This is a genomic window from Cryobacterium sp. TMT2-42-4 (assembly GCF_004402645.1).
In the GTDB taxonomy this organism is placed as follows: domain Bacteria; phylum Actinomycetota; class Actinomycetes; order Actinomycetales; family Microbacteriaceae; genus Cryobacterium; species Cryobacterium sandaracinum.
Genome location: NZ_SOFT01000006.1, coordinates 27717 through 51075 on the forward strand (window position 1 = coordinate 27717; position 23359 = coordinate 51075).

Sequence of the window (23359 nt, forward strand, 5' to 3'; positions counted from 1 at the left end):
AGAAATCGTTATCGATATCGATTGACAAGATGGATGCCGTGCTGGGAAGCTCTGGGTGTGGCGGACGAATGTCGTGTGTCACCGATGACTACCAAGGAGCTTCCACAATGAAGAGGAAAAACCGAACCGCGGGAATTCTCGCGCTGGCCGTGAGCACCGCCATGCTCGCTTCCGGGTGCGCCAGTGGCGGCGACAGCGGTTCGAGCGACACGGTCGCCCTGACCTTCTGGCAGAACTCAACGACAGGAGAAGGCAAGGCCTACTGGGAGAAGACGGTCGCCGAGTTCGAGGCGGCCAACCCGAAGGTCACAATCGAAATGCAGTCCATCCAGAACGAGGAGATGGACGGAAAGCTTCAGACCGCGCTGAACTCCGGCGATGCACCGGACATCTTCATGGCACGGGGCGGCGGCAAGCTGGTGGATGTCGTGGCGGCCGGACAGGCCATGGACATCACAGACTTCATCGACGAGGCTACGAGTGCGGCGGTGCCCGAGGGCGTGCTCAGTGCCTTCGCGGTCGAGGGCAAGATCTACGGAATGCCGACCGCAGTGCTTCCTGGCGGCATCTACTACAGCAAGGACCTCTTCGCGGAGGCCGGCATCGACACCGTGCCGGCGACGATGGCCGAGCTGGGCACCGCGGTGGACAAGCTCAAGGCCGCCGGTATCGCGCCGATCGCCGTGGGTGCCAAGGACGCCTGGCCCGCCGCGCACTGGTACTACTTCTTCGCTCAGCGGGCCTGCTCGCAGGACGCCATGGACAAGGCAGCCGAGTCCAAGACGTTCGACGACGCCTGCTGGCTGAACGCGAGCGAGCAGATGGAAGAGTTCATTGAGACCGAGCCGTTCAACGATGGCTTCCTCACCACGTCCGCACAGCAGGGAGCAGGCAGTTCGGCCGGCCTTCTGGCGAACCACCAGGCGGCCATGGAACTCATGGGTGCGTGGAACCCCGGCGTGATCGCATCGCTGACCCCCGACGAGAAGCCGCTGGCTGACCTCGGCTGGTTCCCCTTCCCGGAGATCGACGGCGGCGAAGGTGCGGCCGGCGCGATGATGGGCGGCGTGGACGGCTTCACCTGCTCGGCTCAGGCGCCGCAGGAGGAGTGCACCGACTTCCTCAACTTCTTCATGCAGAAGGAGCAGCAGGAAGGGTACGCGAACGCGTTCCACACGCTTCCGGCCAATACGGAGGCTCAGGACGTCGTGACCGATGATGCATTGAAGTCCATCCTGGAGGCCTACAACGAGGCACCGTACGTGACCGTCTGGCTGGACACCCTGTTCGGCCAGAACGTCGGCAACGCGCTGAACACCGGCGTCGTCGACATGCTGGCCGGCAAGAGCGGCGCAGCGGACCTCGTCGCGGGCGTCAACGCGGCAGCGGCTAAGGGTTAGCTCGCAACCATGAGAAAAGAGTCCGCAGGCGCTGCGTCGTTGACCGACGCGCGGCCGCTGCCGGGCACGCAGAAAGCTGGGGACGGTGCACCTCGTGCATCGTCCCCGGCCGGGACGCGCCCCACCCGAAGAACTGCAGACTGGCGGAAGCGCCTGGAGATAGCGGTCCTCTCCGGACCGGCGATCCTCGTCTTCGTCGGCTTCGTGATCCTCCCGGTCATTCTGGCCGCCTACTACGGCTTCTTCCGTTGGAAGGGTTACGGGCCGGCAACCGATTTCGTCGGCTGGGGCAACTACGTGATCATCTTCGCGGACAGCGCGTTCCACGAGGTGCTGATGCACAACGGCATCATCCTCGTGCTGTCGCTGGTCATCCAGCTGCCGATCGCACTCATTCTGGCTCTGCTCATCAACCAGAAGATCCGGGGACGCTCCCTCATCCGCGTTCTGATTTTCGTTCCGTACATCATCTCCGAGGTCATCGTCGGCATCGGCTGGGGTCTGATGCTCCAGACCAATGGCGCGGTGAACGACCTGCTGGAGAGTGTCGGTCTGGGCGCGTTCCAGGCCGACTGGCTCTCAGATCCCAAGATCGCCATCTGGTCGCTGATGCTGATCATCTCCTGGAAGTACATCGGCTTCGCCGTCATCCTCTTCCTCGCCGGGCTTCAGGGAATCCCGGAGGAGCTCTTCGAGGCGGCGTCGATCGACGGCGCGAGTTACTGGCAGGTGCAGCGCAGCATCACGCTGCCGCTGCTCGGCCCGACCCTGCGCACCTGGGCGTTCCTGTCCATCATCGGGTCACTTCAATTGTTCGACCTTGTCTTCATCATCTGGGGCCAGTACGTCGCTTCGACGGCGGGTACCTCGACCATGGCGACCTACATGGTCGCGAACGGGCGCACCTCGGGCAACTTCGGCTACGGCAGCGCCGTCGCGGTTGTCATGTTCCTGATCTCGCTTGTCATCGCGCTGACCTACCAGCGCTTCGTCTTGCGACGTGACACGGCCGGCGCGCTCACAGAGGGGAAGAAATGATGTCGGTTCTGACCAGTGAGAGGGCCTCACGCACGGAGGCCCCACGGGTTCAGCATGGCTCGAAAGGTCGTGACAAGTGGGGCAGCCCCGTCACGTACTTCATCGCATTCCTGTTCATCGCCCTGTGCCTCGGGCCGGTCCTCTACATCATCGTCGGGGGCTTCCGCGACAATTCCCAGATCACCTCGTCGCCTGCCGGGCTCCCGGGTCCGTGGCGCTTCGACAACTATCTCGACGTCCTGACCGCTCCGACTTTCTGGCAGCAGATCGGCAACTCGGCAATCGTCAGCGGCTTCACGACGATCGGTGTCGTCGTGCTCGGGGTGATGGTGAGCTTCGTCCTGGCCCGCTATGACTTCCACGGGCGCGGGCTGATGTATGCCCTGTTCGCAGCCGGACTCATGTTCCCGATGACCGTTGCGATCACGCCGCTCTACATCCTGGTCAAGCAACTGGGCCTGATGAACAGCCTGGCGGGCGTGATCCTGCCGCAGATCGCCTTCGGCCTGCCGGTGACCGTTATCATCCTGGTGCCGTTCCTCAAGGCGATTCCCAAGGAGATCGAGGAAGCCGCGTCGATCGACGGGGCGAGCCGACTCGGGTTCTTCTTCCGCATGGTGGTGCCGTTGTCGGTTCCTGGCGTGGTGACCACCGGCATCCTGGCCTTCGTCGCCAGCTGGAACAGCTACCTGCTGCCGCTGTTCATCCTGAGCGATCAGGCGATGTACACGCTGCCACTGGGCGTGCAGGCATTCGCGTCGCAGTATTCGGTGGACACGGCACAGGTTCTGGCCTTCACCTCCCTGTCGATGATTCCGGCGCTCATCTTCTTCACGCTGTTCGAGCGCCGCATCGTCGGCGGATTGACCGGCGCCGTCAAGGGATAGGCGTTCACGCGGTGCGCGGCCGTGAGGCGTCGCACCGCGCGCTGTCCCAACTGCATATCTGATCCTCTGAAGGAAAGTGTTGAACCCGTGACCCATGCCATCTCAGCCATGCCGGAGGTCTCGGAGCGCGTACTGGCGCTCCATGCCCGAATGACCCTCGAGGAGAAGCTCGCCCAGATTGTCGGCTACTGGCTCGATCAGAGCGGCGTCGTCGCGCCCATGCAGGGCGAGATGGCGGCAGGTCAGAAGGCTCCTGGCGACCTGTCCGAGGTGACCCGCCACGGCCTCGGGCACTACACCCGTGTCTACGGCACGCGGCCGGTGGATCCGGCGGAACGCGCCGCGTGGCTGTGGGGCGAGCAGCGCCGCCTCAAGCGGGAGACGCGCCTCGGAATCCCCGCGCTCGTGCACGAAGAGTGCCTGACCGGACTCGCCGCCTGGAAGGCGGCCGCGTTCCCGACTCCGCTCGCGTGGGGAGCCTCCTTCGACCCGGCGCTGGTCGAGGAGATGGCCGGCGTCATCGGCGACTCGATGAAGCAGCTGGGCATCCACCAGGGGCTCGCCCCGGTGCTCGACGTCATCCGGGACCCGCGCTGGGGCCGGGTGGATGAGTGCATCGGCGAGGACCCCTATCTGGTCGCCACCGTCGGCACGGCCTACGTGCGCGGGCTCCAGGGCGCAGGGGTGCACGCGACGCTGAAACACTTTCTCGGATACTCCGCGTCGCGCGCCGGACGCAACCACGCACCGGTGCACGCGGGTCCGAGGGAGATCGCCGATGTCTTCCTGCCACCGTTCGAGATGGCGATCCTCGACGGCGGTGCGAAGTCAGTGATGAACTCATACACCGACATCGACGGAATCCCGATGGCCGCCAACGCCGACTACCTGACCGGTGTCCTGCGGCAGAAACTCGGCTTCGACGGTGTCGTCGTCGCCGACTACTTCGCTGTGGCGTTCCTCGAAGTCATGCACGCCGTCGCGGCCGACCGGGGCGAGGCGGCGGCGCTCGCGCTGGAAGCGGGCATCGACATCGAACTGCCCACCGGCGACGCCTACCTGCAGCCCCTGGCCGACCGCATCCGCGCCGGTCTGTTCGACGAGGCCTATGTCGACCGTGCGGTCTTGCGCGCTCTCGCGCAGAAGGAGGAGCTGGGGCTTCTCGACGAGGACGCCTACGAGGATGAGCCGCCGACGGACATCGACCTCGACTCGCCGCGCCACCGGGAGCTGGCCCGCCGACTGGCCGAGGAATCCATCGTGCTGTTGTCGAATGACGGGGTGCTGCCGCTGGAGCGAAGGGCGCGGCCGCTCTCGACGGTGGCGGTCATCGGCCCCAACGCTCACCGTGCCACGGCGCTTCAGGGGTGCTACTCCTTCGCGAACCATGTTCTCGCCGGCTATCCCGATCTCCCGCTCGGCTTCGAGATCCCGACGGTACTCGAGTCGCTCCCCGGTGCCTTCCACACGGCCGGTCTCGCCATGCCGGCGTTCGTGTACGCCGAGGGGTGCGCCGTCGAAGGCGACGACGAGTCCGGCTTCGCCGCCGCCGTGGACGCTGCGTCGGCGAGTGAACTGGCTATTGTCGTCGTGGGCGACCAAGCGGGCCTCTTCGGTCGCGGCACCGTCGGCGAGGGCAATGACTCCGAATCTCTTGAGCTGCCAGGTCTGCAACGCCGACTCGTCAAGGCCGTGATCGCGACCGGAACGCCCGTCATCATGGTGCTGTTGACCGGGCGGCCGTACGCGATCGGTTGGGCCGTCGAGGGCGGGAGCGCAGCCCCGGCTGCCGTACTCCTGGCATTCTTTCCCGGAGAGGGCGGCGGCCTCGCGATTGCCGACATCCTCACGGGCCGGGTCAATCCATCAGGACGCCTTCCCGTCTCCATGCCGCGGTCGGCCGGTGCACAGCCGTATTCGTACCTGCACCCGGTTCTCGGCGGGCCGTCCGACGTCACCGCCACCGATTCGACACCGGTGTTCCCCTTCGGGTTCGGTCTGTCCTACACCTCCTTCGACTACTCCGACTACGTAGTCGATCCCGCCGCGCCTGCCACTGGCGGCTTCACCGCCACGGTGACGGTGACCAACACGGGCGCCGTTCGCGGAACCGACATCGTGCAGCTCTACGGCCACGACGTGCACGGCACGGTAGCCCGGCCGGTGGCGCAACTGCTCGGCTATTCCCGGGTCGAACTCGATGCGGGCGAGTCCCGCCGACTGACCTTCTCGGTGCCGGCGAGCCGATTCGCCTTCAGCGACCGACGCATGGTCAAGATCGTCGAGCCCGGCAACGTCGAGGTGTGGTTCGCCTCCCACGTGGCCGTCTCAGGCGGCGTGCCTGCCGAGGAGGCCGCCATCAGTGCCATCGTCAGCGAGAAGCTCATACCGGTGAGACGGATACCCGGTGTGTCGACCGCCCGCGCAATCGTTTCGATCACCGGCGACGTCCATGAAATCACCGCGGCGGATCTCCGCACGGTGGCCGTTCGACAGGACGCGCTGGTCCGGGAACAGGTGTCCGCCTGAACGCGCCACACCTGAGCCGAACAGCCTCCCTCCCGCTTCCCTGCACATCAAGAACCAAAGGAATACGCACCAGTGACAAACGCGTGCATTGCCATCGACCGCACGGCGGTCGTTGCCCCCGTCAACCGTCGTATCTTCGGCTCCTTCGTGGAACATCTGGGTCGGTGTGTCTACGACGGCATCTACGAGCCGGGACACGCGACGGCCGACGAGGACGGTTTTCGGCTGGATGTCGTCGACCTGGTCAGGGAATTGGGCTCGTCGACCATCCGCTATCCCGGCGGCAATTTTGTCTCCGGTTATCGCTGGGAAGACGGGGTCGGTCCCAAGGAGCAACGCCCGGTGCGCCGCGACCTGGCGTGGCATTCACTCGAGACCAATCAGGTCGGCCTGGACGAGTTCGCGCGGTGGTGTGATCTGACGGGCTCCGAATTGATGATGGCGGTGAATCTCGGCACGCGGGGCATCGAAAACGCTCTCGATCTGCTGGAGTATGCCAATCACCCGTCTGGCACGGCGCTCAGCGACCAACGCATTGCCAACGGCACGGCCGCACCTCACGACATTCGGATGTGGTGCCTGGGCAATGAGATGGATGGTCCGTGGCAGACCGGCTACATGTCGGCCGATGATTACGGCAAGCTGGCCGCTCGAACGGCGCAGGCGTTGAAGGCCGCCGACAAGAATCTGGAGCTGGTCGTCTGCGGGTCCTCGGGTTCGTCGATGCCGACGTTCGGCGATTGGGAGCGCACCGTCCTCGAGCACAGCTATGAGCACGTCGACTACATATCCGCCCACGCGTACTACCAGGAGCGCAAAGGGGATTTGGGATCGTATCTCGCGTCGTCGCTGGACATGCAGTACTTCATCGACACCGTCGTCTCGACGGCCGATCACGTGAAGAACAAATTGCACAGCAAGAAGACGATCAAGATCTCGTTCGACGAGTGGAACATCTGGTACCTCGACGAGCACCGGGCGTCAGAGGAGGTCAATGAGCAGTGGTGCGTGGCACCGCGTCAGCTGGAGGACACCTATTCGGTGGCGGATGCCGTGGTGCTGGGCAATCTGCTGATCACCCTGTTGAAGAATCACGACCGGGTGGGGTCGGCGTCACTGGCCCAGCTGGTGAATGTGATCGCGCCCATCATGACGGAGCCGGGTGGGGCGTCCTGGCGTCAGACGACATTCTTCCCGTTCTCGGTGACATCGCGGCTAGCTCGCGGCGAGGTGTTGCGACCGCGAATCGACGTCGGCACCTATGAGACGGCCGTCTACGGCGCCGCGCCTCTGGTGGATTCGGTGGCGACCCACGACCCGGAGAGCCGAGTGTCTGCGGTGTTTCTGGTGAACCGCAGCCAAACCGAGTCGTTGGACGTGACCATCGAAGTGGCCGATCTGGGCGCATCCGTCATCGACGAGGCTGTCAGCGTGCACGATTCCGATGTCTACGCGCAGAACACGCTGGCAGATCAGACGCGGGTGGCATTGAAGTCGCTCACCCACGCCGTGCTCACCGACGGCGTGATCACCGTGACGCTGCCTCCGGTCTCCTGGTCAGCGATTGCCCTGCGATGACGATGACTGCCACGCCGCGAAAAGTTCTGTACATCGGTGGTACCGGCACGATCAGCTCGTCGTCCGTTCATTTGTCTGTCGCCCAGGGTATGCAGGTGTTCGTGCTCAACCGTGGACACAACGCCAGGGGGCGACAGCTGCCCGGCTCGGTCACCTGGTTGACCGGTGACATCACGGATCGTGATTCCGTCACTGCGGCGCTCGGCGACTTGCGGTTCGACGTTGTCGTCAATTTTCTCTGTTTCAACGCCGCCGACGCGGCACAGGCGATCGAGATATTCCGCGATCGCACCCGCCACTACGTCCACATCAGCACCGCGTCGATGTATCGCAAGCCGATCCTTCAGGTTCCGATCGTGGAATCGAACCTGCGTCAGAATGGCTTTCTGCGGTACGCGCGGGAGAAGATCGCCGCCGAGGACACCCTGATGCGTGCGCATGTGGATGACGGGTTCCCGGTCACCATCGTGCGACCGTCTCACACCTACGACGAGGCGAACCCACCTCTCGCCGGCGGTTGGACGGTCTTCGATCGAATCGAGCGTGGAGCCGAAATCGTCGTCCACGGTGATGGCACGTCGTTGTGGACTCTGACCCACGCGGCCGACCTGGCGCAGGGCCTGGTGGGGCTGCTCGGGAATCAGCGGGCGATCGGCGAGGCGTTCCACATCACGTCAGATGACGTCTACACCTGGGATCAGATCTACTCGCTCGTCGGTGCCTCGCTGGGCGTGCCGGCGAAACTCGTCCATGTTCCGTCGGAGTTCTTCCCCGTTGCTGCACCCGATTGGGGCTGGTCCGAATTGTTCGTCGGAGACCTGGGCCACAGTGCGATCTTCGATACTTCCAAGATTCGCCGGTATGTTCCGGGATATGCGCCCAGCCGGACGTTCGTCGAAACGGTCGTGGAGATGGCGCGCTGGCGAAGCGGGCATCCGGCTGAAGCGGCAGGGGATCCGACTGCCGAAGCCGTGATCGACCGCATGGCGCTGGGGTATCACGAAGCGCGGACGATCTTCGAACGGCTCGCGCCTGACATTCACGTCCCTATTTGAGTTTCGAAGGGTTATTCATGACCACCGCACCACCTTAGGCATCCGCCCCGTCACGCACTCGTCGTGCGTGGCGGATGGGACGGCCACCAGCCCATCGAGACGACGAATCTGTTCATTCCGTTTCTGGAGGAGAACGGTTTCACGGTGCGCATCGAAGGCTCACCGGCGCCGTATGCCGATTCCGAGTACATGGCCCTGATCGATCTCGTCCTGCAGGCCAACACCATGGCCTCGATCGAAAAGGACGAATTCACGGGGCTGAAGGCGGCCATCGAAAGCGGCGCGGGGTCGGCGGCTGGCACGGCGGCATCGCCGATTCGTACCGCACCAACGTTGACTACCTGCAACTCATCGGTGGTCAATTCGCGGCTCACCCCGGCAAGGAATCCACCGACCACACCGGGGAACAATCTGACAACTACGTTCCCCACCGCATCGACATGCTTCCCGCCGCCGCGGATCACCCGATCACCCGGGGCATCGACGATTTCGATCTGGTCAGCGAGCAGTACTGGGTGCTCCACGACGACTACAACGATGTGCTGGCCACGACCACGCAGGCTGTTCGCCCCTGGGACCCGTGGCACCGCCCGGTCACCTCGCCGGCCATCTGGACCCGGCAGTGGGGACAGGGGCGCATCTTCGTGTCCACCCCCGGGCATCGGGTCGACATTCTGCAGAACGCCAGCGTGCGCACCATGATCGAAAGGGGGCTGCTATGGGCAGCCCGTTGAGAATAGGAGTAGTCGGCGTCGGAAAGATCAGCGAGCAGTATTTCGCCGAGTTTCCCAAGCTCCCCGGACTCAAGCTCGTGGCGGTCGCCGATCTGGATGCTTCTCGCGCGGCCGCCGTGGCGGCGGAGCAGGGTGTGCCGGCACTGACCGTCGACGAGCTGATCGCCTCGCCCGACGTGGACGCGGTGCTGAATCTCACCATTCCGGCAGCCCACGCCGAGGTGGCGCTGCGCGCGCTGGCAGCCGGTAAACACGTTTACGGGGAGAAGCCCCTCGCATTGAATCCGGACGAGGCGACACCTGTTCTCAGGTTGGCCGTCGAACGCGGTCTGCGGGTGGGGTCCGCTCCGGACACTGTGCTGGGTACGGGGGTGCAGACTGCCCGTGCGCTGCTCGATGACGGCCGCATCGGAACGCCGGTGGCGGCATCCGCTTTCTGGACGGCGCCGGGGCACGAACTCTGGCACCCTGCCCCGCAGTTCTACTATTCGGAGGGTGGCGGGCCGCTGTTCGACATGGGCCCGTACTCCCTGAGCGCCCTCGTCACGCTGCTCGGACCGGTCGTGCGCGTATCGGGCAGCGTCGGACGCTCGGGGCGGGAGCGCACGGTGGCGACCGGGCCGCTCGAGGGAACGAGCCTCAGGGTCGAGATCGACACACACGTTTCCGCTTTGCTGGAGCATGCATCGGGCGTCACCTCGACGGTCATGATGAGCTTCGATGTGTGGGCGGCCCGGTTGCCGCGCATCGAGATCTACGGCACTCTCGGAACGATCGCGGTGCCTGACCCGAACCGTTTCAGCGATGCGACTGAGCTCTACACGAGTGACGACCGTCGTTGGCGCGAGGTGGAGCCCGAGGCCGGGTATGCGGATGCCGGGCGCGGCTACGGCCTGGCCGACATGGCGAGGGCCATTGAAACCGATCGCCCGCACCGGGCCTCCGCAGAATTGGCCTTCCACGTGTTGGAGATCATGGACGCCATCCTGCGCGCCGCCCATGATCGCTCTGTCATGGAACTGACCAGCACCGTGGAACGGCCGGCCATCGTGCCCGAGGGCGCCCTGCCGAGCCGCTGGTAGCAGGAAGGTCCCGCAGGGCCGGTCGCAGTGCTGCAGGGTCACAGGCCGACTAGGGAATAGGATTATGTTTATGCTTCAAACAAATAGCCCGTTGCCGGATCCCGAGCCCACGGAGTACGACAAGATGGTCGCCGGGGACTGGTACCGATACCGCTCCGGCCCAGAGCTCGCCGAGATGACGATCGCCACCCAACGCACCTGCCGGCGCATCACCGCTCTCTTCGATGAGGACCGGGACGCAGCCCAGGAGCTGTTCGTCGGCATGCTCGGCACGGCCGGAGAGGGCCTGGACTTCCGGCCGCCCCTGTACCTGGACTACGGTTCAAGGCTGCACGTGGGTGCCCACACCTTCATCAATGCCGACCTCCTGGCCCTCGGCGGCGGGGAGATCACGATCGGGCGGAACGTCCTGATCGGCCCGAGCGTTCGACTGTACACACCGGTCCACGCCCTCGACATCGACGAGCGACGGGCCGGCTACGAGAGGGTGTCGCCGATCAACATCGGCGACGATGTGTGGCTCGGCGGCAACGTCGTGGTCTGCCCCGGCGTCACGATCGGTGCCGGCAGCGTGATCGGCGCCGGCTCCGTCGTCACCCGCGATGTGCCGCCGGGAGTGATCGCCGTCGGCAACCCGGCTCGCGTCGTCCGCACGCTCGACGAGGGTGAGACCGCGGCCGAGGGCCAGTCGTCACCGACCGGCCCGTCGCTGTAGCACGTCCGGAACGGGCACAGCCGGGCGGCGGTAGCCTTGGATTGATTACCTGATGGGAAGGCACTGATGCAGGGAACCAACAACGACGACGTGCGACGGCACAACCTGTCGGTCGTCCTCCGCCTGGTGCACAGGGACGGACCGACGCCGCGCGCGGCGCTGACGCGTCGGACCGGCCTGAACCGGTCGACCATCGCCGCTCTCGTCGCCGAACTCGAGTCGCTCGGGCTCGTCGGGGAGCGCGACCCGGAATCCACCAACCAGGTGGGCCGGCCCAGTCCGGTCGTCTTCTGCGCCGAACGGGTGGTCGCCCTCGCGGTGAACCCCGAGATCGACGCCGTCACGATCGGGATCGTCGGGCTCGACGGCACCGTGCACCGCCGCATCCGTTACCCGACCGAACGGCCGCCGACCGCCAGCGAGGCCGTGAACATCTCCGCCGCCGTGATCGAGGGGATGCGAGGCGAACTCGAGACCCGCTTCCGCGTGGTCGGAATCGGCGTCGCTGTTCCGGGACTCGTGCGCGCCCCCGACGGCCTGGTGCGCCAGGCCCCCCACCTCGGCTGGGTGGACGAGCCGTTCAAGGACATGCTCGAGCAGGCCACGGGCTATCCCGTGGCCGCCGCCAACGATGCGATCCTCGGCGCGATGGCCGAGCACCATTTCGGTGCGGGGAAGGGCTTCACCGACCTGATCTACCTCAACGGCGGCGCCAGCGGCATCGGCGGCGGCATGATCATCGGCGGCACCGTGGTGGACGGCATCGCCGGCTACGCGGGGGAGTTCGGCCACATCCGGGTCAGCGACAGCGCCCGAACGGACACGGCCGGGATCGCCGGAACCCTCGAAGCCGAGGTCACCCGCGAGGAACTCCTCGAACCCCTCGGCCTGGCCGGCGCGGATGCCGACGAACTCGAGCAGGCACTGCTCGCCTCCGACGCGCCCGCCGTGCGGGCCGAGGTCAACCGTCAGGTCGACTTCCTGGCGGTGGCCCTGGCCGGGGCGATCAACATCCTGAACCCGCAGCTGGTCGTGCTCGGCGGATTCCTGGCGGCCCTGTTCTCGGTCGACCCGGAGCGCCTGAGGCTGGCCGTGGCCTCGATGACCCTGAGCTCCTCCTTCGACCTCGTGCGGGTCAGCGCGGCCGAACTCGGCTCGAACCTGCTGATGATCGGCGCTGCCGAGCTTGCCTTCGAGCAGCTGCTCGACGACCCGAGCGGATTGCCCGCCGTGGGCTGAACGCCGAGGGCGCCGAAGCGGCGGGCGCCCGGTGCACGATCGGGCCGATATCTGCAACTTCCGCGGTGTTCCCCGCATGGGGGAATAGGCGCCGGCGTGGCTGCCTTGTCTCCAAGAGCGGTTCCGTATTCCGCTGCTGGTACTGACGCCCGTGATGCGGTGCCTCGAACACCTTTTCAGACCAGCACGCCTGCGCCCCATCGGGCCGGCCCCATCGATACGAGGATCAACACCACGTGACTACCGCCGCCATCACCGTCATCACCGCCGCCGACCTGAGGTCGGCCGCGAAGCATCCCGGCGACGCTCTCTCCCGCGGCCAGCGCCTGGTCTACATCCTCGTGCTCGGTGCGCTCACCGCTCTCGGCCCGTTCACGATCGACCTGTACCTGCCCGCGTTCCCCACCCTGGAGGGTGAGTTCGGTGTCTCGGCGGCCGCCATCCAGCTGACCCTCACCGGCACCATGATCGGGTTCGGGTTCGGCCAGCTTGTGGTCGGCCCGTGGAGTGACAAGGTCGGGCGCCGCCTGCCGCTGATGCTCGCGACCGGCTTCCACATTCTGGCGAGTGTCGGCGCCGCCCTCTCGCAGGACATCGTCTGGCTCGGGGTCTTCCGTCTGCTGCAGGGCTTCGGCGCCGCGGCCGGCGCGGTCGTCGCCCTGGCGATGGTGCGCGACCTGTTCGGCGGCAAGCCGCTCGTGAAGATGCTTTCCCGCCTTGCGCTGATCAGCGGCCTGGCCCCCGTGCTGGCCCCGGTCATCGGCTCGCAGCTGCTGCTGGTGATGAGCTGGCGCGGCATCTTCTGGGTGCTCGCCGCCTACGGTGCGGTCGTGATCCTGGCCGTCGCGTTCTGGATCGTCGAGACGCTGCCGGATGCCGAGCGCCACACCAAGGGGCACAGTTCCCTCGGTCAGCGCTACCGTGCGGTGCTCAGCGACCGGATCTTCGTCGGCGTCGCGATTATCGGGGCGATGACCTTCACGGGTCTGTTCTCCTACCTTTCGGCGTCGTCGTTCCTGTTCCAGCAGGTCTACGATTTCAGCCCGCAGCAGTACGGCGTGCTCTTCGCCGTCAACTCGCTCGGCATCGTGATGGGTGTGCAGCTCAGCTCCCGACTCATGCACCGCTTCAACATCGGCCCGCAGTGGATCATCTCGGTGTCCACCGTGGTGCTCCTGATCACGGCCGCGGCCATCGTGCTGCTCGACCTCGCCGGCGCGGGACTCTGGGGCACCCTGGTGCCGCTGTGGTTCTTCATCGCGGCTTGCGGTTTCACCCTCCCCAGCGTGCAGGTCATCGCCCTGAACGCGCACGCGCATGAGGCCGGAACCGCCGCGTCGCTGCTCGGCGCCGCGAACTTCGGCGTCGCCGGACTGATCTCCCCGGTCGTCGGCGTGCTCGGCGTCGGGACAGCGGTTCCGATGGGCGCCGTGATGGGCGTCACCGCCATCGTGTCGATCTTCGCCTTGTGGCTCATCGTGCGCCCCCGGTCAGTGCCCGCGCTGGGGTACTGAGGCCGGATGGGCGCCGGGTGGCGGCATCCGTCAGCCTCCGGTCAGTGGCCAGTGGCCAGTGGCCAGTCCTTAGGCGTCAGTTGCCGCCGGTGGCTAACTCAGGAGATTTCCGATGGCGAGGCCGAGGTGACGACGGATGCCGCGTGATTCCGGCATCCGTCGCCACCGGCTTCGCAGATCTCCTGAGTAAGCCCCCGGAGATGCGCGGCAAATGGCCAGGCCGAACAGTCGCACGCTCGCACCGATCTAGCATGGTCAAATGATGAGCGAGCGCGCCCCCGAGACCGCAGCCACCCCCGCCACCCGGCGCATCGCCCGCCGGTGGCCTCTGGTCAGCGGGTCCGCGGCGCTGTTGCTGGCCGTGGGGCTCGGCGCCCTGATCGTGCTGCGCGGCAACGGCCGCCCGCTGAAGATCGACGCCGAGTGGATGGACGAGATCCTCGAGCACCGGGCGCCCGCGTGGGAGTATCTCTCGCTCACGATGAACTACCTCGGTGCCGGAATCGCCGGCGTGATCGTGATCCCGGTGCTGATTCTGGTGGCGCTGCTGCTGCTCAAACGGCCGTGGGCGGCCGGCTTCTTCGTGGTTGCCACGATCGTGAGCTCGGGACTGGTGCAGGTACTCAAATCACTGTTCGGTCGGGCGAGGCCGGAAGACATGCTGGTCATGTCAGATTTCGGATCCTTTCCGTCCGGCCATGTCGCCAATGCGGCGACCATGGCGGTCTGTCTCGGCATCCTCTTTCCGCGCGTCTGGGTTTGGCTGGCCGGCGCCCTCTACACGGTTCTAATGATGGTCAGCCGCACCTATCTGGGTGCACACTGGCTCACGGATACGATCGGCGGGCTGCTGCTCGGTGCGTCCGTCGCCGTGCTGCTGTGGGCCCCGGTCGCCGCGAAGCTCCAGGGGGAGCGCGAACTGGCGGCGCAGCATCCGTCGCCCTTGCGAATTCGACGGAGAAATTCCGCGTAGAGCCCTAAGTCGGGGCAAAATCGCGCGTTTTGGGCAAAATCTCCGTCGAATTGGTTCGGGCAGGGCGCACGGGCGTGTCGGCAGTCGCATCGGAAACGGTGCCGAGGCATCCGTCGCCCCTAACGAATTCGACGGAGATTTTCCTCACGACAGCCCCACATCAGCCCGAAACGCGCGTTTTCCTCGAAATCTCTGTCGAATCGGTGAAGGGCGACGCGCGGGGCTGACGGCGACGGATGCCCCGGGGTAGCGTCGACGCATGAGAATCCTCCTTGTCGGGGCGGGCGGCGTCGGCGACGCGTTCGCGAAGATCATCGCCAGGCGCACGTTCTTCGAGCACGTCATCGTGTGCGACTACGACCGGGCCCGGGCGGAACGCACCATCGTCGCAATCGGCCTGAAGCACGGGCACGCGGTGGCAGCCCGGTTCTCCGCCGAGCAGATCGACGCCGGCGACCCGGACATGGTCGCCGGCGTCGCGCTCAGGCACGGCGCCACCCACGTGATGAACGCGGTCGAGCCGAAGTTCGTGCCCACGGTGTTCGCCGGGGCGCTCGCCGCCGGCTGCGACTACCTCGACATGGCCGTGAGCCTGTCCGAACCGCACCCCACGGACCCCTACCGCCAGACCGGGGTCATGCTTGGCGACGACCAGTTCGCGCAGGCCGCCGACTGGGAGACCGCCGGCCGCCTCGCCCTGGTGGGCATGGGCGTCGAGCCGGGACTCTCGGATGTCTTCGCCCGCTACGCCTCGGACCACCTGTTCCGGCAGATCGAGGAGCTCGGCACGCGCGACGGTGCCAACCTGGTCGTGCACGACGACGTCGGAAACGAGATCTTCGCGCCCTCGTTCAGCATCTGGACCACGATCGAGGAGTGCCTGAACCCGCCGCTGATCTTCGAGAAGGACCGCGGCTGGTTCACCACCGAGCCGTTCAGTGAACCGGAGATGTTCGACTTTCCGGAGGGCATCGGCCGGGTCGAATGCGTGAACGTGGAGCACGAGGAGGTGGTGCTGATGCCGCGCTGGCTCGACGCGAATCGGGTCACCTTCAAGTACGGCCTCGGCGAGGAATTCATCGGCGTGTTGAAGACCCTGCACCTGCTCGGCCTCGACCGGGTCGACCCGGTGCGGGTGCGCAGCGCCTCCGGCCCGGCGCTGGTCGCCCCACGCGATGTGGTGGCCGCCTGCCTGACTGACCCGGCTACGATCGGCCCGCGGATGACCGGCAAAACCTGCGCGGGCGTGTGGGTCACCGGCACGGGGCCGGGCGGCCTGCCGCGCGAGGTCTACCTCTACCACGTCGCAGACAACGAGTGGACGATGCGCGAATACGACACCCAGTGCGTGGTCTGGCAGACCGCCCTGAACCCGGTGATCGCCCTGGAACTGCTGGCCGCGGGCACCTGGGCCGGCATCGGCGTGCTCGGCCCGGAGGCCTTCGATGCGAAGGCGTTCCTCGACCTGATGAGCGCGCCCGAATCCGAGGGCGGTTACGGCCAGCCCTGGGGGATGGAGGACCGGCTGGCGTCCTGACGCGCACTCGACCCTGCGACGTGCCAGGCGGATGCCCGAGCGCATAGCTGCGGCCGCGGCGCGGGTGGTGCGCCGCTACGCGCGTGGCGTGCCATCCGCGCAACGGCGCACCACCCGCGCGACGCGAATCCCGGCAGGGCGGGATCGGGATCACCGCCCGACCGAGCCGGATGCGAGATGATGCTGTGACTGAGCGCGAAACATCCGTCGGAACGAAAGCGGTGCGGGAATGATCAATGGTGATGTCTCCTTCTGGTGGAACCAGCTCGGCCGGCCGGCCAACCGCGACCCACTGCCCGGGCCGACGACGGCCGATGTGTGCATCGTGGGTGCCGGCTATACCGGGCTGTGGACGGCCTATTACCTGAAGAAGGCGGCCCCGGCGCTTCGGATCGTCATCGTGGAGCAGCGCTTCGCCGGCTACGGAGCGTCAGGGCGGAACGGGGGCTGGCTGACCAACTCGGTCACCGGCGGCCGTCAGCAGTACGTGAAGTCGCACGGCCGGGGCGCGGCGGCCCGGTTCCAGACCGGCATGAACGAGACCGTGGACGAGGTGATCCGGGTCGCCGAGGCCGAGGGCGTCGACGCCGACATCGTCAAGGGCGGTGAGTTCACCGTGGCCTACGACCAGCCGCAGCAACGAAGGCTGGAGGCATCCGCTCGGTCAGAGCAGGCCTGGGACATGACGGATGTCGAACTCCTCTCCCCGGCGGCTGCGCGCGCCCGTATCGACGTGGCCGGCGCCACCGGGGCGATGTGGCACCCGCACTGCGCGCGCATCAACCCCGCCAAACTCGCGGCCGGGCTTGCCCGGGTGGTGGAGGGCCTCGGCGTGGAAATCTTCGAGAATACCCGGGTCAGCGAGATCACGCCGCACCGGGCGATCACCGACCGCGGCGCCGTGCAGGCGGAGTTCGTGGTGCGTGCGACGGAGGGGTTCACGGCGGGCCTGAAGGGACTGCACCGGGCGTGGCTGCCGATGAACTCGTCGCTGATCGCGACCGCGCCGCTCAGCTCGGACGTCTGGCAGAGCATCGGCTGGGCAGGCCGGGAGACCCTCGGTGACATGGCGCACGCCTATATGTACGCGCAGCGCACCATTGACGACCGCATCGCGATCGGCGGTAGGGGCGTGCCGTACCGGTTCGGGTCGCAGACGGATTCCGACGGGCGGACCCCGGCGAGCACGGTGGAGGCGCTGCGAGGCATCCTGACCCGGTTCTTCCCGGCGACGGCTGGCGCGCAGATCGACCACGCCTGGTCGGGGGTGCTCGGCGTGCCGCGCGACTGGGCGGCGACCGTGGGGCTGGACCCGGCGACCGGGCTGGCCTGGGCCGGTGGCTATGTGGGCACCGGGGTGGCCACGACGAACCTGGCCGGGCGCACGCTGACCGACCTGATCCTCGGCAACGACACCGGCCTCACCCGGCTGCCATGGGTGAACCACCGGGTGCGTAACTGGGAGCCGGAGCCGCTGCGCTGGCTCGCCGTGCACGCGCTCTACCGCGCCTACTCGCTGGCCGACCACGCCGAGCTGACCCGGCGGCGGACGACGTCGCCGATCGCGTCCGTCGCCGACGTGGTCTCGGGTCGAGGACACTAGCGGGGGCGCTCGTGCCGCGCGGCTGCTCCGGTGTGTGCCCGGTGCGTGAACGAATTCGACGGAGGTTTTGCCGATAACAGCCGGTTTGGGGCCGAAAATCTGGCTTTCGGGCAAAATCTCCGACGAATTGCCACGGTGGCCGGCTGCCGGGGACCGGGCCTGGTGTGATCTACTCGACGCATGAGCGTTGAGCCGGGGGTTTCGCAGCACGCCGTGCGGCAGGCGGAGGCCGCCGCGGATTCAGCCGCCGCGGCTGCCGGGGTGACCGTGCGGCAGGCTGAACCCCGCGACCTCGCCGCGGTGATCGGCCTGTTCGAGCGCACTTGGGGCGTGGGCCACAGCCCCGACAGGTCGATGCTCCTGGCGCTCGACTTCGCCGGCAACACCGTGATGATGGCAACCAAGGCCGGCAAACCGGTCGGCGCGACGCTCGGCTTCCTCGGCTGGACCGACGGCATCCACCTGCACTCGCACATGGCAGCGGTCGTGCCGTGGCAGCGCGGCAGTGGGGTCGGCTACGCGCTCAAACTCTTCCAGCGGGCACTCTGCCTGCAGCACGGCATCGCAGACATGCGCTGGACTTTCGACCCGCTGATCCGCCGCAACGCGCACTTCAACCTGGTCAAGCTGGGCGCCGAGGTGGTGCGCTTCCTGCCGGATTTCTACGGCCGGCTCGACGACGTCATCACCGGCAGCGACCGGAGTGACCGGTTCGAGGTGCGCTGGCGCCTCGATTCTCCGCGCACCCTCCGGGCACTGGCCGGCGAACTCCCCCCAGTCTGGACGGGCAGCGACTCGCTGCCTCTTGACGTGGACTTCGAGCGGCTGCGCGCCGACGACCCGGCCGAGGCCGTCCGGCGCCGGGACGAGTCCCGGGCACTGTTTCAGAACAACCTGTCTCGCGGGATGCGCCCCGAGCTCACTGAGAACAACGATTACATCTTCACACCGGATGTCCCCGACCGCCGACCGGCCCCTGACTGAGCCTCGCCCGCCCGCGGTGCGCGCTGCGCGCCCTGCGCGCGCCGCCACTCCGCGCCAGCCGCCACCCCGTCCCAGATCGAGACGGCGGTTTTTGCCTCGGGTGCGTTCCTCGTCGAAGTGGGGCAGGGCGGCGGCGGTCCGGCTCAGCGGGTAGGTCATCTCGATCCGGGCGCGACCGTGTCCGGGTCGATGAGCTCGCGCATCACATCGAGATCGGTGGCGCTGGCCGACGGCACGAGCGGGCGGAGGCTCTGCCGCGAAAAGATTCCCAGGGCCGATGCGGCGAGGATGTGCCCGATCGGGCCGAGGAGACGACCGCCGGCAGCGGAGGACAGCACCAGCGTTCCGCGTGGGGTGGACGCGCGGCGGCAGTCAAACAGGGAGCGATTGCCGGAGATCGAAAGTCACCTCGTTCTGCCGCCCCTTGGCTGTGAAATCCTCGGAGGTGTAATCGATCACGTGGTCTGATTCGCGGAGCGGCGAAGAACGGATGCCGCGCTACTCCCCGTGCCGGGTGAAGCGTCGCTCGAACCAGTAGAGCAGTTCGGGGCGCACCCGGTTCAGATCCTGCAGGGTCATCGGTTCGGGCACCCGCACCACGGGTACGCCGAGCTGATCGACCACCGTGTCCATGGCTCCGCGCGAGTAGTACTGCCCGCGCATGCGCACCAGCAGTCGGCCGTCGGTGCCGGTGACGAAGAGCTGCGGCTGCGTGTCGAGCGCCCCGCTCCGGTAGAGGTCGAGCAGCACGACGTTGCCGATCTCGTCCGCCGAGAAGTCCTTGACCAGGCCCATGAAGCCGCGTTCCGAGATGCCCTCGGAATCGACACGGATGATGGTGCGAGTGTAGGCGAGATAGGCAAGTGCGCAGATGCTCAGGAGTACAACCTGGGCGATGGCAACCGGACGCCAGGTGCCGTTAGGGATGCTGAGCCAGAAGAGCACGGCGGAGATGGGTGCGACAAGGGCCAGGACGGAAAGCCCCGACTGCACCAGCAACCGGCCGTGCGGCCGCAATGCGTGCGTGTGCATGCGCACACCCCCGTTGAATCTCACCCTTGGTTCCCCCTCGCCGGTGTACACAGATTATCTCGGATTTTGCGTGAGTGCGGCAGTCACCGATAGGGGGGGTGCCGTGTCGAAACCGGAACAGGCGACGGATGCCCGCGAACCGTATAGTGAGCGGGTGCCATCCTTGTCTCTCCGTAGAAGCGGTCCGCGCGGTCCGCGCGCCCGACTGCATCCGGCGCAGGTCGTGGTCGCCGGATTCGCCGCCGCCATCCTGGTCGGCACGGTCCTGCTGATGATCCCGATCGCGACGCCCGGCCCCGGCGGCACCCCGTTCCTGATCGCGGCTTTCACGGCCACGTCGGCCGTTTGCGTGACCGGGCTGACCGTTGTCGATACCGCATTGTTCTGGTCGCCGTTCGGCCAGGTCATCATCTTGGCCCTGATCCAGGTCGGCGGCTTCGGGATCATGACGTTCGCCTCGGTCATCGGGCTCGCCGTGATCCGCAAGATGTCCCTTCGGTCCCGCATGACGGCGGCCGCCGAGGTCAAGAGTTTCGGGCTCGAGGATGTCCGCGGGCTGGTTCTCGGCGTCGTGCGCATCTCCCTGATCGTGGAGTGCATCGTGGCGGTGTTGCTGAGCCTGCGGTTTTGGATCGGATACGGCGAAGCGCCGGGCCGGGCCATCTGGCTCGGCGTGTTCCACTCCGTGTCCTCGTTCAACAACGCGGGCTTCGCCCTGTTCAGCGATAACCTCATCTCCTATGCGACGGACCCGTTCATCTGCCTGCCCATCGCCGCCGCCGTGATCCTCGGCGGCCTGGGCTTCCCGGTGATCATGCAGCTGCGCAAGCACCTCCGGAACCCGCTGAAGTGGTCGATGAACACCCGCATCGTGCTGGCCGGAACGATCACACTTCTGGTCGCGGGCACCGTCTTCATCACCGGCGTGGAGTGGAACAACCCGGGCACGCTCGGACCGCTGGACTGGCCGAGCAAGCTCCTGGTGGGCTTCTTCCAGTCGGTGCAGACGCGCACGGCCGGGTTCAACAGCCTCGACATCGGGGCGATGGATTCCGCGAGCCTGCTCGGCATGGACGTGCTCATGCTGATCGGCGGAGGCCCGGCCGGCACCGCCGGCGGCATCAAGATCACCACCTTCGCTGTGCTGTTCTTCATCCTGCTGACCGAAATCCGCGGCGAGGTGGCCGTGAACGTCTTCGGCAAGCGCCTCTCCCGGGCCGTGCACCGTCAGGCGATCACCATCGTGCTCCTGGCGGTTGCGGTGATCACGGTCTCCACGGTCGCCCTGATGCTGATCACCGATATCGGCCTCGATGCGCTTCTGTTCGAAGTGATCTCCGCGTTCGGTACGGTGGGGCTCTCCACCGGGATCACCGCGGGTCTGCCCCCGGCCGGTCAGACCATCCTGATGCTGCTCATGTTCATCGGTCGGCTGGGCCCCATCGGGTTCGCCTCGGCGCTCGCCCTGCGGGACCGCCCCACCGGGTACGAATTACCGAAAGAGAGGCCCATCATTGGCTAAGTTTTCCCTGTTCGGGCACCAGCAGCCCGCACGCATGGCCGAAGCGGATGCGATCGTCGTGATCGGTCTGGGCCGTTTCGGCAGCGCCCTTGCACTCGAGCTGATGGCCAGCGGCAGCGAGGTGCTCGGCATCGACGGAGACGAGGAGATCGTGCAGGCGCACAACGGCCTGCTCACCCACGTCGTGCGCGCCGACTCGACCAAGGAGGAGACCCTCCGCCAGCTCTCGGTGCCGGACTTCAGCAGCGCGGTCGTCTCGATCGGCAGCGATATCCAGGCGAACATCCTCACCGCGAGCCTGTTGCTCAAGCTGGGCATCCCGAATATCTGGGCCAAGGCGGTCAGCGACCCACACGGTGAAATCCTGCGCCAGATCGGCGTCAAGCACGTCATCTACCCCGAGAAGGACATGGGCAAACGGGTGGCCCACCTCGTGCGCGGGGTGATGCAGGACTACATCGAGATCGACGAGAACTTCGCCCTCGTGAAGACGAACCCGCCGCAGGAGATCGTCGGCGTGCCGCTCGGCAAATCGAGCGTGCGCACCATCCACGGGGTCACGGTCACGGCATTCAACCGCCCCGGCAAGGGCTGGAGCTACACGACGCTTGACACGACGTTGGAGGCCGACGACGTCATTTTGATCGCCGGCGACGTGCGCAAGGTGGAGTCCTTCAGCCGCCTCAGGTAGCGGATGCCGTCGGCCTTCCCGGTCGGCGAGGAGCTGGGTGCGGCGGGGCTGGGTTGGGTGCGGCTGGGCTCGGCTCGGGCTCGAAGAGTAGGCTCAGCCGGATGAGCCTCGCCGCCGCCCAATTCGTCTCCAGTACCACCCTCGGAACCCGAATCGTGGTGCGCACCCGCATCGAGGGCGGGGTCACCGATGCCGTGGGTTACTTGAGGTCCGTCTCCGACACCGGGTGCATGGTTGAGACCAAACGCGGTCTGGTCGCCCTCGCGCTCGCCGATGTCGTGGCCGCGAAGCCGGTGCCGCCGCCGCCCGCGCCGCGTGCGCCGCGGCATCCGCTCGCCGACTAGTCCCCGATGCTCGCCGGTGGTCGCCGGTGCTCGCCGGACCTGCCCCGACACTCCCGTGGCCAACTCAGGAGATCCGTGAGCGGCCGCAGGCTGCTCCGCACTGGTCTGCGGCCACGGCAGAGCGGTCCGCCCGGATCTCCTGAATTGGCCCCATGCCGGGCGCAGTCGGAGCCTCGCGTCGTGCATAACTCCTGCCAATTCTCGGCGGGGGGCTGTTCCAGGCCTCTATTGGCCACATCCGGCAGAATGTGCGGGAGCTGTGCACGCGGGTCGGTGGCTAACTCAGGAGAACCTCGGCCAGTTGCGGTTTCTGCCCCGGCATCAGGCGGTGGATGTCCGCGTGCGGCTTGAATCTCCTGAGTTAGCCCCATCCGAGCAGGGAAGCAGCACTGCGGGGGCGGAAGATTCGCACCCCCGAGAGTTGATTGTCGAGGGCGTCGAGACTGGTACCCGCGCACGTGCTGCAGTACGATTTGGCGGAGAATGGGGGATTCGAACCCCCGAGGGCTCTCACCCAACACGCTTTCCAAGCGTGCGCCATAGGCCACTAGGCGAATTCTCCTGGCCGAACGTTCCCTCAAGGAACGACCTAGAGAATCTTACCTGTTTCCGGCGGCCTCCGTGCACACTCACCCCGGCCGCCCGGTACAGGCTCGGAATCGACCCAGAATCGGCCCGTTTTCGGCCTCGTCGGCTTTGCGTCTAAACTGAGGGTCGGCTCCTCGTGTGGCGCCATCTCGGCCAACTCCCCCAGGACGGAAACGTAGCAAGGGTAACCGGGCTCTGGTGGGTGCGCGAGGAGTCTTTTTCATGCCCGCGCACCGGAGAAACAGCCCAGCCCAGCCCAGCCCCGCCACAGCCGCAGGCCGTTAGCAATGATAACGATTTCGCCTCATCTCGTA

The 23359-nt window shown here is 66.7% G+C and carries 19 protein-coding genes, 1 tRNA gene, 1 other RNA gene and 1 pseudogene; 19 read left to right on the forward strand and 3 right to left on the reverse strand.

Annotated elements, in window-relative coordinates; translation table 11 throughout:
- Positions 1-107 precede the first annotated feature (107 nt).
- The 15 genes and pseudogenes from E3O18_RS01000 (at position 108) to E3O18_RS01070 (ending at position 18868) form a co-directional block, all read left to right on the forward strand.
- Positions 108-1400: an extracellular solute-binding protein gene (locus E3O18_RS01000; protein ID WP_134394910.1), complete on the forward strand. Its 1293-nt coding sequence runs from the start codon at positions 108-110 to the stop codon at positions 1398-1400.
- A gap of 9 nt (positions 1401-1409) precedes the next feature.
- The gene (locus E3O18_RS01005; protein WP_134394911.1) at positions 1410-2438 is read left to right on the forward strand and encodes a sugar ABC transporter permease; all 1029 of its coding nucleotides are present in this window, start codon (positions 1410-1412) and stop codon (positions 2436-2438) included.
- Positions 2438-3325: a carbohydrate ABC transporter permease gene (locus tag E3O18_RS01010; RefSeq protein WP_198410550.1), complete on the forward strand. Its 888-nt coding sequence runs from the start codon at positions 2438-2440 to the stop codon at positions 3323-3325. The genes E3O18_RS01005 and E3O18_RS01010 overlap by 1 nt, the downstream gene beginning before the upstream one ends.
- A gap of 108 nt (positions 3326-3433) precedes the next feature.
- Positions 3434-5854: a glycoside hydrolase family 3 N-terminal domain-containing protein gene (locus E3O18_RS01015; protein ID WP_134394934.1), complete on the forward strand. Its 2421-nt coding sequence runs from the start codon at positions 3434-3436 to the stop codon at positions 5852-5854.
- A 72-nt stretch (positions 5855-5926) separates the two neighbouring features.
- Entirely contained in the window at positions 5927-7432 is a 1506-nt protein-coding gene (locus E3O18_RS01020; protein ID WP_134417262.1) for an alpha-N-arabinofuranosidase, read from the forward strand.
- A gap of 2 nt (positions 7433-7434) precedes the next feature.
- Positions 7435-8487 carry an NAD-dependent epimerase/dehydratase family protein gene (locus tag E3O18_RS01025; RefSeq protein WP_241976464.1) on the forward strand — a complete coding sequence of 351 codons (1053 nt, stop codon included), beginning with the start codon at positions 7435-7437 and terminating at the stop codon, positions 8485-8487.
- Between the two features lie 63 nt (positions 8488-8550).
- Positions 8551-9221, forward strand: a pseudogene (locus E3O18_RS01030) (ThuA domain-containing protein).
- Positions 9206-10303 carry a Gfo/Idh/MocA family oxidoreductase gene (locus E3O18_RS01035; protein ID WP_134417264.1) on the forward strand — a complete coding sequence of 366 codons (1098 nt, stop codon included), beginning with the start codon at positions 9206-9208 and terminating at the stop codon, positions 10301-10303. The pseudogene E3O18_RS01030 and the gene E3O18_RS01035 overlap by 16 nt, the downstream one beginning before the upstream one ends.
- Before the next feature lie 70 nt (positions 10304-10373).
- Entirely contained in the window at positions 10374-11018 is a 645-nt protein-coding gene (locus tag E3O18_RS01040) for a sugar O-acetyltransferase (protein ID WP_198410547.1), read from the forward strand.
- A gap of 66 nt (positions 11019-11084) precedes the next feature.
- Complete coding sequence (locus tag E3O18_RS01045; RefSeq protein ID WP_134394916.1) at positions 11085-12257, forward strand: ROK family transcriptional regulator; 1173 nt, start codon at positions 11085-11087, stop codon at positions 12255-12257.
- Between the two features lie 236 nt (positions 12258-12493).
- Positions 12494-13771 (forward strand): multidrug effflux MFS transporter, encoded by a 1278-nt coding sequence (locus tag E3O18_RS01050; RefSeq protein ID WP_241973434.1) that lies wholly within the window; start codon positions 12494-12496, stop codon positions 13769-13771.
- Positions 13772-14030: 259 nt separating this feature from the next.
- The gene (locus E3O18_RS01055; RefSeq protein ID WP_198410546.1) at positions 14031-14744 is read left to right on the forward strand and encodes a phosphatase PAP2 family protein; all 714 of its coding nucleotides are present in this window, start codon (positions 14031-14033) and stop codon (positions 14742-14744) included.
- Between the two features lie 259 nt (positions 14745-15003).
- Entirely contained in the window at positions 15004-16281 is a 1278-nt protein-coding gene (locus E3O18_RS01060) for a saccharopine dehydrogenase C-terminal domain-containing protein (RefSeq protein WP_134398487.1), read from the forward strand.
- Positions 16282-16510: 229 nt separating this feature from the next.
- Positions 16511-17884 (forward strand): FAD-binding oxidoreductase, encoded by a 1374-nt coding sequence (locus E3O18_RS01065; RefSeq protein WP_134417266.1) that lies wholly within the window; start codon positions 16511-16513, stop codon positions 17882-17884.
- 180 nt (positions 17885-18064) lie between these two features.
- The gene (locus E3O18_RS01070; RefSeq protein WP_134398489.1) at positions 18065-18868 is read left to right on the forward strand and encodes a GNAT family N-acetyltransferase; all 804 of its coding nucleotides are present in this window, start codon (positions 18065-18067) and stop codon (positions 18866-18868) included.
- A gap of 155 nt (positions 18869-19023) precedes the next feature.
- Here the strand turns inward: E3O18_RS01070 and E3O18_RS01075 are convergent, their stop codons facing one another.
- Both E3O18_RS01075 and E3O18_RS01080 read right to left on the reverse strand, forming a co-directional pair.
- The gene (locus E3O18_RS01075; RefSeq protein ID WP_134394920.1) at positions 19024-19206 is read right to left on the reverse strand and encodes a hypothetical protein; all 183 of its coding nucleotides are present in this window, start codon (positions 19204-19206) and stop codon (positions 19024-19026) included.
- 160 nt (positions 19207-19366) lie between these two features.
- The gene (locus E3O18_RS01080) at positions 19367-19900 is read right to left on the reverse strand and encodes a hypothetical protein (protein WP_134398491.1); all 534 of its coding nucleotides are present in this window, start codon (positions 19898-19900) and stop codon (positions 19367-19369) included.
- 154 nt (positions 19901-20054) lie between these two features.
- On the opposite strand from E3O18_RS01080, the gene E3O18_RS01085 reads away from it, so the two are divergent.
- From E3O18_RS01085 to E3O18_RS01095, 3 genes are all read left to right on the forward strand, one after another.
- Positions 20055-21422 (forward strand): potassium transporter TrkG, encoded by a 1368-nt coding sequence (locus E3O18_RS01085; RefSeq protein WP_347232323.1) that lies wholly within the window; start codon positions 20055-20057, stop codon positions 21420-21422.
- A complete protein-coding gene (locus E3O18_RS01090; protein WP_241976463.1) occupies positions 21415-22113 on the forward strand; it encodes a TrkA family potassium uptake protein in 699 nt (232 codons plus the stop codon). The genes E3O18_RS01085 and E3O18_RS01090 overlap by 8 nt, the downstream gene beginning before the upstream one ends.
- Positions 22114-22214: 101 nt before the next feature.
- Entirely contained in the window at positions 22215-22457 is a 243-nt protein-coding gene (locus tag E3O18_RS01095) for a ferrous iron transport protein A (RefSeq protein ID WP_134398493.1), read from the forward strand.
- A 474-nt stretch (positions 22458-22931) separates the two neighbouring features.
- On the opposite strand, the gene E3O18_RS01100 is transcribed toward E3O18_RS01095, so the two are convergent.
- A tRNA-Ser gene (locus E3O18_RS01100) sits at positions 22932-23019 on the reverse strand.
- Between the two features lie 151 nt (positions 23020-23170).
- Here E3O18_RS01100 and ffs point away from each other — a divergent pair.
- Positions 23171-23267: signal recognition particle sRNA small type (gene ffs / locus E3O18_RS01105), an RNA gene on the forward strand.
- The last annotated feature ends 92 nt before the right edge of the window (positions 23268-23359 follow it).

Coding starts and splice junctions, on each gene's coding strand:
- E3O18_RS01000 (WP_134394910.1), top strand. CDS start 108: ATGAAGAGGAAAAACCGAACCGCGGGAATTCTCGCGCTGGCCGTGAGC.
- E3O18_RS01005 (WP_134394911.1), top strand. CDS start 1,410: ATGAGAAAAGAGTCCGCAGGCGCTGCGTCGTTGACCGACGCGCGGCCG.
- E3O18_RS01010 (WP_198410550.1), top strand. CDS start 2,438: ATGTCGGTTCTGACCAGTGAGAGGGCCTCACGCACGGAGGCCCCACGG.
- E3O18_RS01015 (WP_134394934.1), top strand. CDS start 3,434: ATGCCGGAGGTCTCGGAGCGCGTACTGGCGCTCCATGCCCGAATGACC.
- E3O18_RS01025 (WP_241976464.1), top strand. CDS start 7,435: ATGACTGCCACGCCGCGAAAAGTTCTGTACATCGGTGGTACCGGCACG.
- E3O18_RS01035 (WP_134417264.1), top strand. CDS start 9,206: ATGGGCAGCCCGTTGAGAATAGGAGTAGTCGGCGTCGGAAAGATCAGC.
- E3O18_RS01040 (WP_198410547.1), top strand. CDS start 10,374: ATGCTTCAAACAAATAGCCCGTTGCCGGATCCCGAGCCCACGGAGTAC.
- E3O18_RS01045 (WP_134394916.1), top strand. CDS start 11,085: ATGCAGGGAACCAACAACGACGACGTGCGACGGCACAACCTGTCGGTC.
- E3O18_RS01055 (WP_198410546.1), top strand. CDS start 14,031: ATGATGAGCGAGCGCGCCCCCGAGACCGCAGCCACCCCCGCCACCCGG.
- E3O18_RS01060 (WP_134398487.1), top strand. CDS start 15,004: ATGAGAATCCTCCTTGTCGGGGCGGGCGGCGTCGGCGACGCGTTCGCG.
- E3O18_RS01065 (WP_134417266.1), top strand. CDS start 16,511: ATGATCAATGGTGATGTCTCCTTCTGGTGGAACCAGCTCGGCCGGCCG.
- E3O18_RS01070 (WP_134398489.1), top strand. CDS start 18,065: ATGAGCGTTGAGCCGGGGGTTTCGCAGCACGCCGTGCGGCAGGCGGAG.
- E3O18_RS01080 (WP_134398491.1), bottom strand. CDS start 19,900: ATGCACACGCACGCATTGCGGCCGCACGGCCGGTTGCTGGTGCAGTCG.
- E3O18_RS01095 (WP_134398493.1), top strand. CDS start 22,215: ATGAGCCTCGCCGCCGCCCAATTCGTCTCCAGTACCACCCTCGGAACC.